The organism is Streptomyces sp. NPDC046759 (assembly GCF_040645475.1).
Lineage (GTDB): Bacteria > Actinomycetota > Actinomycetes > Streptomycetales > Streptomycetaceae > Streptomyces.
In genome coordinates this window covers 334,652-346,802 of the sequence record NZ_JBEYYJ010000003.1, presented here as the reverse complement: position 1 = coordinate 346,802, position 12,151 = coordinate 334,652, and the positions used below count along the sequence as shown (strand labels likewise).

The window sequence follows — 12,151 nt, the reverse complement described above, 5'->3', positions numbered from 1 at the left end:
GGAGAGGCGGGCGATGCCGGCGGCGGCAACCTTCCGGGATCGGCGCCCGGACCTCTCAGCCCGAGTGCTCCAGAGCCTCGGCCAGCACCCGCCAGACCTCGGCGGCCAAGTCCAGGTTGGCGCTCTGGTGGGCCTCCTCGCCCAGCTTCTTGAGCCGGGCCAACCCCTGCTCGCGATGGCCCTCCTCGATCAGCAGCAGACTCTCCAGCAGACGCAGCCGGACCCGGTCGCGGTAGCTCAGCGCGAGGCGGTCGAAGTCCAGCCGGTCGAGGATGTCCCGGGCGTCCGCGAAGCGTCCCTCCTCGAAGGCGAGGCGCGCGTTCAGCGACATCAGCTCCTGCTGCTGGACCGGCGTGCCGACGAGCGAGAGCGCCTTGTCGGCCTCGGCGAGACACACCCGGGCGGGCTCCGTGAGGGTGGGCCGGCTGTGCAGGTACAGGGAGGCCGCAACGAGCCTCAGCCGCGCCCAGAGCAGGGGATCGAGATGGCTGTCCAGCGAGTCCATCGCCTGCTGTACGAAGGCCCGGGCGCCGTCGACGTCGCCCTGGCGGAAGCGGACGGTCGCGGCCGCCCAGAGGGCCTCGGCGCGCAGCGAGTCGGAGCGGTCCGCCACCAGACCGACCAGTTCGTCGACATGGGCACGGGCGTCGGGCAGCCGGCCGGCCTCCGCCTCGACCGACACCAGCGTCAGCAGGGAATGCCCGAGCTCCGAGGCGGCGGCTCCGGACTCCTTGGCCATGCGGTAGGCGGCGACCGCCAGTTCCAGGGCCTCGGCGATGTCGCCGGTGGAACGCAGACAGCGCGCGAGCTCTGTCATGGAGCGGCATTGCAGAGCGGGCAGCGCCAGGCCGTCCGCGATCCGTGTGGCTTCCTCCAGGCCGGCCCGCTCCTCGGCGTGCTGGCCATGGCGGCGGTGGAACCGGGCGACCAGCCACAGTGCCTGCCAGCGCAGAAGCGGGTCCTCGTCCTGCGCGGAGACGAGTGCCGACATCACCCTTTCGATGCCGTCGTCGCCGTCCGTGGAGGTGGCGACGCTCACGGCCTCACCCAGGGAGCTGCTGGCCGCCGGGGAGAGGAAGGCCGATCGATCGACGTCCAGGCGGTCGGCGAGATAGGCGATCACCCGCTCGGTGGGCTGCCGGCTACCGGATTCGAGGCGCGACAGGTAGCCGGTCGACAGCTCCTTGCCGGCCAGTGCGGCCTGGGACAGTCCCCGCTTCTGCCTCAGCGCTTTGAGGCGCTCCCCGAAGGACGTCTCTACTGGCATGTCGTCCTCCATTCTTACTTCAGGGTGCTCAGCAATCCGCTGGGGCACGCATCGACGCATTGCCTCCATCCTAACCCGAGTGTGACCAGCGAGGAAACGCTTGTAAGGCCCCGGCAGGCAGTGTCTTGCCCGGACGTGCCGAGGGGTGATTGACAGTTTTGGCAAATGATCTTGCCTTTTCCTTGCCAAGTCGCCTCGGGTGCCCCTAGATTGGCGTGCGGCAGAGCCCGCACGGCATCACCGCTCAGCGGGATGGCCACGGTTCCGCATCGCACTCCTTGATTCCCGCACCGAATCGTCTTTTGGAGCACTCATGCGCGCGCACGTGTTCGCCGTCAGCGTCTTCCTCGTCACCGCCTTGGGAGCGGCCGTGTCCGGCCCCGCGGCCATAGACTGGCCGGCCGGTCAGCCGTCGGCCTCCGCCGCAGTGTCCTCCCTGCCCGTCTCCGGCGCGCCGGGGGTCGGCACCGACGACATCGACTGGCCGTGACGCGTGCCGGGGCCTGATGCCGAGAGGCGGACGGCGGTCACCTCGTGCGGGGTGGCCGCCGTCCGCTGTTTCACGTGCCCCGCCGAGGTGTCGTGACGAAGACGTCATGCCAGCCCGTGTCCGGAGCTTGTCGAAGGTTTCCAAATGAGGCAATATAAAGAGAGAAATGGCGGTGACACCGCCGAGAGGTCTGAAAGACGAGCGTGCGCACGGCGGCAACCGACCGTTGCCGTGTGCCTCCCGCATGGAGGCAGGCCGTCCGAGCCCAGTCCGTACGCGCCGGTGCCACGGGGGAGTGCGCTGGTCTGTATCGCCGTGCACGGAAACGGACCAACTTCGACAGGCTTCCCACAACCCCCAAGAGACGGCTGACACGCTCTGGCCGAGCGTGCCGGCCTCAGGCCCCGAGGTTTCAGATGCTGGAACAGCCGTATTTCGGGCAACGCCTGCGCGCACTCCGTCTGAGTCGCTCACTGTCCCAGGCGGCCCTCGCCGGTGCCGAGATGTCCACCGGTTATCTGTCACGACTGGAGTCCGGCGCCAGGCCCCCGACCACCAGGATCGTAGGCTATCTGGCCGAGCGGCTCGGGGTCCCTGTGACTGCTTTCGAGCCGGAGAAAGGGCCAGGGCTCGCGGAGGTCCTCGCCTCTGTCACGTCCCAGCGCGACGAGGACCTGGACGAGGCCCTCACCGGTCCACTGGTCGAGGCGCTGAGCGCGGACGAGCACCACGACCCGGCGCTGCGCTGGCAGGCGCTATGGCTGCTCGCCCGCATCCACGCCAAACAGGGCCGGTACGAGCAGGAGTACGTCCTGCTCGCGGAACTCTCCGACCTTGCGGGCGTCTTGCGGATCCCCGAACTGCGTGCCCGGGTGTACACCCAGCGCTCGCGGTGCGCCCTCAACCTGGGGCTGGCCGAGGAGGCTCGCGAGTACGCCGCCGAGGCAGTGACCGCCGCCTCCTCGCTCACTCTGTCCGATCGGGCCGGCGCGCTGCTCGCGCTGGTGTCCGCCGAGGCGGAGGCGGGCCGGCTCGCCGAGGCCCGGGCGCATGTGGTAGAGCTGTGCGAGCTCACCGAGCCGGCCGGGGCGAGCCTGTCGACCATGGCGCTGTGGGCCGCGGCGACTGTGGCGATCCGCCAAGGCGCCTACCCGGAGGCGACGAAGCTGATGGATCGCGCCGTGGAGAACCTGGACAGCCGCGAAGACCTGGCCTTGTGGCTGCGGCTGCGCCTGGCTTCGGCGTCCTTGCAGCTACAGATCGTCCCGCCGCAGACGGCCAGTGCCCGGGCCGCGCTGGAGCAGATCGGTCCGGCGCTGGAGCTCGTCGGCACCGAGGTGCACCGACAGGAGGCCCTCCTGGTGCGGGCACATCTCGCTTGCGCGGAAGGCGACCTGGAACAGGCGCGTGCGCTGTGCGCCGATGCCGCGGCCCGGGACGTCACGCTGTCCTTCCGGGACCGGATCCGGCTGCGCATGCTGGACGGGAAGCTCGACATCCTCGCCGAGCGGACGGACCAGGCGGTGCAGCGCATGCGCGACCTGGCGGAGCAGGCCCGCGCCGCCCACCACGTGGAACTCGCGGCAGAGATCTGGCGCACCCTCGCGGAGACGCTGGAAGAGTGGCACCGGAGCCGGTCATGACCGCGCCGGGTGACGGGAGACGCTCGGCGGCGTCCACACGAATCCCACCCGCACCGGGCGGGTATAGCCGCCCTGTTGGCACGTATGGAAAGGCAGGAGGCCGCCGAGGTGGTCGGTACGCTGTGAAAAGGGAATCAGCGCAGGTGAGGCTGGCGCGCGAGGAAGACCTGCCGTCGGCGGAGCGCGCCTCCGCCGCGCTCTTCTTCGAGGCGGACCGGCGCAGCAGAAGAATGTGCGAACCGGAAATCGAGCCCCGTTCGGAAACCGCCTCGAAGCAGTGGATCGAGCGGATGCGGTATTACCTCCAGGTCGACCCGGCCGGCTGCTGGGTCGCGGTCGGTGAGGACGGGGACGTCATCGGATTCGCCATGTCGCAGAACCGGGGCGGCGTCTGGTACCTGGCTACCTACGGAGTGCTGACGCGGTATCAGGGGCAGGGGATCGGGAAGCGGCTTATGGATGCCGCGCTGGCGCACGCCAACGGGCGACCGGGACTGTTCTCGTCCACGGTGCATCCCGCGGCCACGCGCCGTTACCGGCTGGCCGGCTTCACGCTCCACCCGCAGATGCGCATGGTGGGCAGCGTCGATCGCTCGACGCTGCCGGCGGTGAGCGGGCTCCGGGAGGGCCGGGCTGACGACTTCGCGTGGATGGACCGGCTCGACGAGCGGCTTCGCGGGGCGGGCCACGGCCCGGACCACGCCTACATGCTCGAACGGCTGCGCCTCGTCGTGTCGGACGACTCCGGTCGGCCGGGATATGTGTACATCGATGAGGAGCAGGGGCGGGGCGTCCTGCTGGCCGCGGCGGAGCCGCGGACCGCGCAGGACCTGCTCTGGGAAGCCCTGGCCGCCTCACGCGGAGACACGCTGGTCAACTGCATCACCACCGCCAACCACTGGGCGGTGGACGTGGGGCTGGCCGCCCGGCTCGACATCGGGCAGGAGGGATATCTCGCGGTCCGGGGCATGGCGGAGCCGGCGCCCTATCTGGCGAGTGGGCACTTCCTCTGACAGCTTGCGTGCGCGGCACCCTGGGGGCGTCCGACCGGGCCTCGGTCGGACGCCCCTTCGCTTTGCCGGCGCAGCACCTTGGGCGTCGCCCCGTGTTGCCAATCTTGGCAACAGATGGCAATATCGGCTGTGTCCGAGGCGCAACCGGCGGCGAGGCCCAAGGACGCTCGAGGTCTGCCCGCCTCCGGGGGCGGGCCGTGCGCGGTCCGGTCGGGGACGCCGCCTCCATACAGCCCAGAAAGGTCCGAACCCATGACTGATGTCATGACTGCCGGCAGTGCCACCGGGGTCAGGATCAGGCAGCTCGCGGGAAACATCGGTGCCGAGATCACCGGCGTGGACGCCGCGACCCCACTGAGTGACTCGTTGGCCGCCGAGCTCAAGCAGGCACTCCTCACCCACAAGGTGATCTTCCTGCGTGGCCAGCGGCTCGACTACGACCAGTTGGTCGCCTTCGGCCGCCTCTTCGGCGACCTGACGCTCGGGCACCCGATCTACGGCGGCCCCGAGGGGCGGCCGCTGTTGCGCGAGATGGACTCGCGGGGTGAGGGAACGCGGGCCAACCACTGGCACGCCGACTTCACCTACATGGAGAACCCGCCCGCCATCGCCATCCTGCACAACGTGGTCTGCCCGCCGGTGGGCGGCGACACCATGTGGGCCAATGTGGCGGCGGCCTACCGGGACCTGCCCGAAGGGCTGCGGGTGCTCGCGGACGGCCTCCGGGTCATCCACTCCAACGACTCGGACTTCACGGACGCCACTTACACCGGCGACACGCGCACCAACTACCTGAAGAATGTCTTCAGCGCCGAGCACCCGGCGGTCCGGGTCCACCCCGAGACCGGTGAGCGCTCCTTGATGGTCGGCGGCTTCGCCCGCAGCGTCAGCGGCTACTCCCCGCAGGCCGGTCGCGACCTGCTGCGTGTCCTGCTGGAGTACGCCACCAAGCCCGAGTACACGGTCCGCTGGAAGTGGCAGGTGGGCGACCTCGTCCTGTGGGACAACCGTTCCACGCTCCACTACGCGATCCACGACTACGGCGACCAGCACCGCCGTGGCGAACGGGTCACCGTGGCCGGAACCACCACGGTCGGAGTCGATGGCCGGCCCGGCTTTGCGCTGCGGGGTGACACCGAGGAGTTCACCAAGGGAGGCGGCGGCCGGATGTGACGGCCCGCTCCGGCCGGCGCGTGGTGACGTCCCCCGGTCGCCGCGCGCCGCCCGGGTCCCCGGGGTCGGGCGCGGTCGTCGTCCGAGCAGCGTGATGTGCTGATCATTGCCAAAGGTTTCCTAGCTGGGAATGGCTGGTCACCTGCGGGGAGGTGTCCGAGTCACGGCGAACCCCCGGAAGTCAAGGAAGGACGCGCCATGGAGAACGCGAGCCCCCCGAGCATCCTCATCGTGGGCCTCGACCGCTACGGCATGCGGGCCTGTGTCCGTCTCGGACTCGAGATCACCGTCGTCTGCGGGGGACGCTCCTGGGACGACGGCCAGGTGGCGGTGTCGCCCGAGGTCAGGGTGCTTCTGGTCGACGACCACACCAACCCCGAGGCCGTCCTCATGGCTCTCGACCGCGCCGGGCTGACCGACAGGGCCTTCGACGCGGTGTACACCACCGACGAGAACGCGCTGGTGATGGTCGGCATCCTGGCCCGGCACCTGGGCCTGCCCGCGGTACCGCCCGAGGTGGCGGTGCGCTTCAGGGACAAGGCGGTGCAGAAGCGCGAGATCAGGGCCGCGGGCCTGCCCACGGCCGGCGTCAGGGTCGTCGACGACGTGCACGACGTCACCGGGATCACGGAACTCGGCTTCGAACGGGCGGTGTTGAAGCCCATAGCGGGAGCGGCCACCCGGCGGACGTCCGTCGTCACCTCCGTCGCTGAGCTGCGGGCGTGCAGCGCCGCCTACCGGGCGGAGGGCACCGCGCAACGCACCTTCGTCCTGGAGGAGTTCATCAACGGCGAGGAGTGGTTCGCGGACGGGGTGCTGTTCGACGGCGAGCTGCTCTTCTGCTCCCTCAGCCGATACGGCGACCCGTGTCTCACGGCCGTCGACACCGCCCGGCCACTCCACTACCGGCTCTTCGACCCGGTCACCGAGGCCTGGGCCTACGACCGCGCGCTCCCCCTGGTCACAGCCGCGCTCGAAGCGCTGGGCCACCGCGACGGAACGTTCCACATGGAGCTGTTCCACGATCCCGCAACCGGTGCGCTCACGTTCGGCGAGTGCGGCGCGCGGCGCGGCGGAGGGCTGACGCAGGAGCTGGTGCACACGAAGTTCAACGTCGACCTGGCGGAGTGCGCGATACTCGTCGCGCTCGGCCGTCGCCCCCAGCTCGACATCAAGCTCCGCCCCGAGGCCGTCGGAGGCTCGCATCTCCTCGCCGGCCCGGGGCTGCTGTACGACTGTCCGTCCGCCACGGACGTGCTGGCCCTGCCCGGCGTGGAGTTCGTCCGAATGGAGTGGCCGGTGGGCGGCCGGACCCCGCAAGGGGGCGGAACCGCCCAGCGGGTCGGTCAGTTCATGGTGGTGGCGGACAGCGGCGAGCGGCTTCAGGAACGGTTCACCGCGGTCTGGGACTGGTTCGACGCGCGGGTGAAGGTCGTACCGGACGGTCTCAAGACCCGGGAGCTGCGCGAACTCCAGCACGTGCTGCGGCCCGAGGCCCGCTTCGGGGACGCGCTGTGGCAGTGACGTCCACGCCGACGGGCGTCACAGGCGTACGCAGACTCCTGCCCGACTCGGCGAACGAGCGGACCGTGACCGTGGCCACGTTCGCCAACAGCTTCGGCGGCGGCATGTTCACCACCGCGAGCGCCCTCTACTTCACCCGTGTGGTCGGCCTGCCGGCCGGGCAGGTCGCCGCGGGCCTGTTCGGCGGGGCGGTCGTGGGTCTCCTCGCGGGCGTCGTTGCGGGGCGGGTGGCCGACGAGTACGGAGCCAACCGCACCCATGTCAGCGTCATGCTCGGCGGCGGCGCGGCCATCTCCTCCTTCATGCTGGTCGGCTCGTTCTGGTCCTACCTCGTCGTCTCGCTGGTTGCCGGAATGGTCATTCCCGCCGGCGAAGCCAGCAGAGCGCCGCTCATCCGCCAGGTCGCCTCCGGAAACCCGACGGTCTTCATCGGCTATCTGCGGTCGGTGACCAATCTGGCCCTCGCGCTCGGTTCGGTGGCGGCCGGTTTCGCCATCCAGATCGACACCAGACCGGCCTACCTGGGCGTGGTGGCCGGCCGAGCGGTGGCCTACGTCGGCTGCGCGCTCGTCATGCTGCGACTGCCGAAGGCCGCCGTCGGGGCCACCGGCACGGCCGAGCGGGGCTGGACTGCGCTGCGCGACCGGGTCTATCTGAGCGCCACCGCGGCGAACGCGGTGCTGTCGCTGAACTATGCCGCGTCCGGGTTCCTGCTGCCGCTATGGATCGTCGACCGCACGAGCGCGCCGCGCTGGATGGTCTCCGGGACGATGGTCCTCAACATGGTCCTTGTCGTGCTGCTCCAGGTCAGGGTCAGCCGGGGGGTGCACGACGTGCGCGCGGCAGGGCAGCGCATGGCCTGGGCCGGCGGCGCGTTCGCCGTCGGGCTGGCGCTCATGGCTCTCGCGGCGGGCCCCTCGATCTGGACGGCGGCGGGACTCCTCGTCGCGGGCATGGTCGTCTTCACCCTCGGCGAGTTGTGGTACGCGGCAGCCTCGACCGAGTACTGCTTCGGTCTGGCGCCCCCGCACCTTCAGGGGCAGTACGCCGGAGTGTTCGGACTGGGCAGCGGCGCGGTCAAGGCGGTCGCCCCGGCCGTCATGAGCCTGCTGCCGCTCGGCATCGGGCTGCCCGGCTGGCTCGCGCTCGGCGCGCTCCTCTTCTTCGTCGGCCTGGTCAGCGGGCCACTGGTGGCATGGGCAGGTGGACAGTGAGCGAGTTCGTGGCGATCGTGGACGGCTATTCGAGCGGGAACTTCCTGCCCCCTGCCTTCGCTCGGCTGGGCGTCGAGGCCGTGCACGTCCAGAGCACACCGCAGCTGATCGGGCAACTGGCCCCGCCCCTGTTCGACCGGTACCGGTACAACATCATCGCCGCTGACGCCGAGGCCGCCGCCCGCGAACTGGCCGGACTCCAGCCGAAGGCCGTGCTGGCCGGTGCGGAGTTCGGTGTCCGGTTCGCCGACGAGCTGGGCGAACGGTTGGGGCTGCGCACGAACGGGACCCGGCTGTCGGCCACGCGGCGGGACAAGTACCTGATGATCGAGGCCCTGCGGGCCGCGGGTATCCGCTGTGCCCGCCAGCACCGCTCCAGCGACCCTGAAGAACTGCGCGCCTGGGCCGAACGCGAGGACGTCGGCACCGTGGTCGTGAAACCGATCAGCTCCTCCGGATCGGACAACGTGCACATCTGCGGGGACGGCGAGGCGATCGTCCAGGCCGCGCGCTCGGTCATGTCGGCCGCTGACCTGTTCCAGCAGCCCAACACCGAGGTGCTGGCCCAGTCCTTCCTGCCCGGCCCCGAATACGTGGTGGACGTCGTCTGTTGCGAAGGCGAGCGCTACGTCTGCGGTGTCTGGGAGTACGACAAGCGGGACACCGGATCCGGTCGCCGCGTCTATGACCGGAACATCCTCCTCGACCCCCGCCAGGAGCCCGTTCCCGAACTCGTCGACTATGTCGGCACGGTCCTGGAGGCGCTCGCCATCCGGAACGGGCCGGCCCACGCCGAAGTCGTCATGACCCCGAGCGGCCCCGCACTGGTGGAGATCGCCGCCCGGCTCAACGGCGGGATGCGGCCCGGCTTCCACGACCGCTGCCTCGGCACCAACCAGGCCACCGCAACCGCGCTGGCCTACGCCCGCCCCGACGAGTTCCTGGGGCAATACGGCGGCCGGACCTACACCAAACTCCTCGACGCGGTGGTCCACCACACGACGACCAGCCTCGACGGGATCGTCGCGGGCGTGGACCAGTCGGTGGTCGACGACATCACCGCGTTGCCGACCGTGTACGAGGTGAACGTGAAGTACCGCCCGGGCCGCCGCATCCGGCCCACGGTCGACCTGCCGAGCAGCCCCTTCACGGTCTACATGGCGAGTGAGGACGCGGCAGCACTGGAGGCCGACTACAAGGCCGTCAACGTGCTGAAGGAACGGGTGTACCGGCTGGCGTAGGCCGCGGTCGTCCGAGCGGTCCTCCGTCCCTGTGCCGAGGCCGTTGCTCAGGGCGCGTTCGTGCAGCGCCGTCCACGGCTCCTCTGCCGCAAGGTGTCCCGTTGATGCCGCAATGCCTTGGGTACCGCCGCCGCGGGGAGGACCTTCCGTAGTCGGCTGGTCAGTTCCACGGGGGACAGAGCTGCGGCACCGGTGTAGAAGGCGACCGGTTCCCGGACCTTTGGGGTCCGGTGATGGTCCGGTGATACAGAGTTCACCTCGGTCGGTGACTCCTGTCCGTCGGGCGCGAGGAGGACCCGGCTGCGGGGCCGGTTGCCGGAGAGGCGTGCGGGCGGCGACGGCGCGCCAAAAAGTTGTTCCGGCCGGGCAAGGGCACCCCGGAGCAGAGGAAGCGATTGGAGAAGCTCGCGCAGTGGTCCGTTGGCCACGGCGATCATGCCTACTTCATGAGCTGTGTCTGGTTCGGCGTGGGCGTGTCTACGTCGATGTCTTCCTGCCCGACGGCTCCGCCGCTCTGACGGGTCTCAAGACCGGATGGATCGACGTGCCAGGAGGCGCGAAGCCCTGGCACTTCCGTGTTCCCCGGCCCGATCCCCGCCGTGTGGTGGCCCTGGCACCGAAACAGGGGCACATGGTCGACCTTCCGCGGCCGGAGTTCAGCGGTGAGGGGGCTGCCAGCCGGGAAGTGAGCAGCCGGGTGGGACCGGAGCCTAGGAGGCGATGGACCGGGCCTTCAGCCGCGAGGAGCACCAGCTTGGCACGCTCGACGGCGTACCGGTCCGAGGACGGTGGATCCGCCAGGGCACCCTTGAACTCCGCGGCGTCGGCTGTCAGCGGCAGGGCTCGCCCGTGCGGTTGTCCGCGGCACGCGCCACCGCTTCGGCGACGGAATCGGGTCCTTCGGCGAGTTCCAGGACGAGCCCCGCGGTAGCAGGCGTGGCGAGCAGGGCCGCCAGGACCTCGGCGACATCGTCCCGCGTGACCTGGCCCACGCTCCTCTCCGCGGTAAGGCGCACCGCGCCGGTGCCGGGATCGTCGGTGAGGGCCGCGGGGCGCAGGATGGTCCAGTCGAGGTCCTGTGCCATGACGTGCTCGTCCGCGGCGGTCTTGGCGTGCACGTAGGCGGCCCAGACCTCGTCGGCGTGAGCCGGGGGCGGACTGCCGGCGCCGCGGGTGGAGACCATCACGTACCGCCGTACGTTCGCCCGCCGAGCGGCCTCGGCCAGGAGCACGGCGGCCTGATGATCGACGGTGTACTTGCGGGCCGCACCGCTGCCGGGGCCGGCCCCGGCAGCGAAGACCACGGCATCGGCTCCGGACAGGGCCGCGGCCACGTCCTCGGACGACGCCGCCTCGAGGTCGCAGACGATCGGCCGTACCCCGTCGTCCGACAGGTCATCGGCGTGGGTGGGATTACGGATGAGCCCCACGACGCTGTCTCCCCGGGCGGTGAGAAGTCGGCCCAGACGCCGGGCGATCTGGCCGTGCCCGCCGGCGATGGCGATCTTCATGAACATCTCCTCGTGGCTGATCAGAAGGTGATGCGGACTTTCAGCGCCGACCGGTCGTCCATGGCGCGGTAACCGTCCGGCACCCCGTCGAGGCCGACGGTGCGGTCGAAGACCGGAGCGGGATCGATGACGCCCGCCAGCACATCGGTGAGCAGTTCGGGTATGTAGGCGCGTGCCGGGGCGACGCCACCTGCCAGAGTGATGTTGCGGTCGAACATCTGGGCGATATCCACGCCGGCGCTGCCGCCGTGCGGTACGCCGACATAGCCCACGGCGCCGCCGTCGCGAGTGAGGGAGATGGCGGTACGCATCGACTCCTCCGTCCCGACGGCTTCCAGCACGGCGTGGGCGCCCTGGCCGCCGGTCATTTCCCGGATCGCCTCGATCGCTGCCTCGCCGCGCTCGGCGACGACGTCGGTGGCGCCGAACGAACGGGCGATGTCCGTGCGGCTCCGGTGGCGGCCGAGCGCGATGATCCGGTCGGCGCCGAGACGGCGGGCGGCGAGCACGCCGCACAGGCCGACCGCTCCGTCGCCCACGACGGCGACCGTGGCTCCGGGACGGACCCGCGCCGAGACGGCGGCGTGGTGTCCGGTGCTCATCACGTCGGAGAGGGCCAGCAGACCGGGGAGGAGCTTGTCGTCGGTGACGGCGTCCGGGGGCAGTTGGACGAGAGTCCCGTCGGCGTGGGGCACACGGACCGCTTCCCCCTGGCCGCCGTCGGATCCGACCTCTCCCCAGAACCCGCCGTGCGGGCAGGACGTCTGCAGGCCCTGCCGGCAGTAGTCGCACGTGCCGTCGGACCAGACAAAGGGCGCGACCACGAAGTCGCCCGGAGTGAAACCGGTGACGTCGTTGCCGACCTCCTCCACGACGCCGAGGAACTCGTGGCCGATGCGCTGCCCGGGTACGCGCGAGGCCACGCCGCGGTAGGCCCAGAGGTCGCTGCCGCAGATACATGCGCTGACCACGCGCACCACCGCGTCCGCAGGGTGCTGGATCCGGGGGTCCGGGACCTCCTCGATGCGGATGTCGTTCGGTCCATGGATCACGGTGGCGCGCATGGGGGGACTCC

Annotated in this window: 10 protein-coding genes; 7 read left to right on the top strand and 3 right to left on the bottom strand. The window is 70.5% G+C overall.

Annotated elements, in window-relative coordinates:
• Positions 1 to 55: 55 nt before the first annotated feature.
• Complete coding sequence (locus tag ABZ919_RS06345) at positions 56 to 1,267, bottom strand: helix-turn-helix domain-containing protein (protein WP_361243372.1); 1,212 nt, start codon at positions 1,265 to 1,267, stop codon at positions 56 to 58.
• A gap of 313 nt (positions 1,268 to 1,580) precedes the next feature.
• On the opposite strand from ABZ919_RS06345, the gene ABZ919_RS06340 reads away from it, so the two are divergent.
• The 7 genes from ABZ919_RS06340 to ABZ919_RS06310 all read left to right on the top strand — a co-directional run bounded on the left by ABZ919_RS06340 (position 1,581) and on the right by ABZ919_RS06310 (position 9,565).
• A complete protein-coding gene (locus ABZ919_RS06340) occupies positions 1,581 to 1,757 on the top strand; it encodes a hypothetical protein (RefSeq protein ID WP_361243370.1) in 177 nt (58 codons plus the stop codon).
• A gap of 416 nt (positions 1,758 to 2,173) precedes the next feature.
• Positions 2,174 to 3,400 carry a helix-turn-helix transcriptional regulator gene (locus tag ABZ919_RS06335; RefSeq protein WP_361243368.1) on the top strand — a complete coding sequence of 409 codons (1,227 nt, stop codon included), beginning with the start codon at positions 2,174 to 2,176 and terminating at the stop codon, positions 3,398 to 3,400.
• 143 nt (positions 3,401 to 3,543) lie between these two features.
• Positions 3,544 to 4,413: a GNAT family N-acetyltransferase gene (locus tag ABZ919_RS06330; protein WP_361243366.1), complete on the top strand. Its 870-nt coding sequence runs from the start codon at positions 3,544 to 3,546 to the stop codon at positions 4,411 to 4,413.
• A gap of 252 nt (positions 4,414 to 4,665) precedes the next feature.
• Entirely contained in the window at positions 4,666 to 5,586 is a 921-nt protein-coding gene (locus ABZ919_RS06325) for a TauD/TfdA family dioxygenase (RefSeq protein WP_361243364.1), read from the top strand.
• Between the two features lie 198 nt (positions 5,587 to 5,784).
• Positions 5,785 to 7,110, top strand: coding sequence for a hypothetical protein (locus tag ABZ919_RS06320; RefSeq protein WP_361243363.1), 1,326 nt, complete (start codon positions 5,785 to 5,787; stop codon positions 7,108 to 7,110).
• Positions 7,101 to 8,324 carry an MFS transporter gene (locus ABZ919_RS06315; RefSeq protein WP_361243361.1) on the top strand — a complete coding sequence of 408 codons (1,224 nt, stop codon included), beginning with the start codon at positions 7,101 to 7,103 and terminating at the stop codon, positions 8,322 to 8,324. The genes ABZ919_RS06320 and ABZ919_RS06315 overlap by 10 nt, the downstream gene beginning before the upstream one ends.
• A complete protein-coding gene (locus ABZ919_RS06310; RefSeq protein ID WP_361243359.1) occupies positions 8,321 to 9,565 on the top strand; it encodes an ATP-grasp domain-containing protein in 1,245 nt (414 codons plus the stop codon). The genes ABZ919_RS06315 and ABZ919_RS06310 overlap by 4 nt, the downstream gene beginning before the upstream one ends.
• An 830-nt stretch (positions 9,566 to 10,395) precedes the next feature.
• Here ABZ919_RS06310 and ABZ919_RS06305 read toward each other — a convergent pair.
• On the bottom strand, positions 10,396 to 11,076 hold the full coding sequence (locus ABZ919_RS06305; protein WP_361243357.1) for an SDR family oxidoreductase: 681 nt from the start codon (positions 11,074 to 11,076) through the stop codon (positions 10,396 to 10,398).
• 20 nt (positions 11,077 to 11,096) lie between these two features.
• Positions 11,097 to 12,140, bottom strand: a complete 1,044-nt coding sequence (locus ABZ919_RS06300; protein WP_361243355.1) for a zinc-dependent alcohol dehydrogenase family protein — start codon at positions 12,138 to 12,140, stop codon at positions 11,097 to 11,099.
• Positions 12,141 to 12,151: the final 11 nt, after the last annotated feature.

Bases quoted from the DNA above. Each gene is read 5' to 3' on its own strand.
- ABZ919_RS06305 (WP_361243357.1), bottom strand. From the start codon at position 11,076: ATGAAGATCGCCATCGCCGGCGGGCACGGCCAGATCGCCCGGCGTCTG.
- ABZ919_RS06325 (WP_361243364.1), top strand. From the start codon at position 4,666: ATGACTGATGTCATGACTGCCGGCAGTGCCACCGGGGTCAGGATCAGG.
- ABZ919_RS06340 (WP_361243370.1), top strand. From the start codon at position 1,581: ATGCGCGCGCACGTGTTCGCCGTCAGCGTCTTCCTCGTCACCGCCTTG.
- ABZ919_RS06320 (WP_361243363.1), top strand. From the start codon at position 5,785: ATGGAGAACGCGAGCCCCCCGAGCATCCTCATCGTGGGCCTCGACCGC.
- ABZ919_RS06345 (WP_361243372.1), bottom strand. From the start codon at position 1,267: ATGCCAGTAGAGACGTCCTTCGGGGAGCGCCTCAAAGCGCTGAGGCAG.
- ABZ919_RS06335 (WP_361243368.1), top strand. From the start codon at position 2,174: ATGCTGGAACAGCCGTATTTCGGGCAACGCCTGCGCGCACTCCGTCTG.
- ABZ919_RS06300 (WP_361243355.1), bottom strand. From the start codon at position 12,140: ATGCGCGCCACCGTGATCCATGGACCGAACGACATCCGCATCGAGGAG.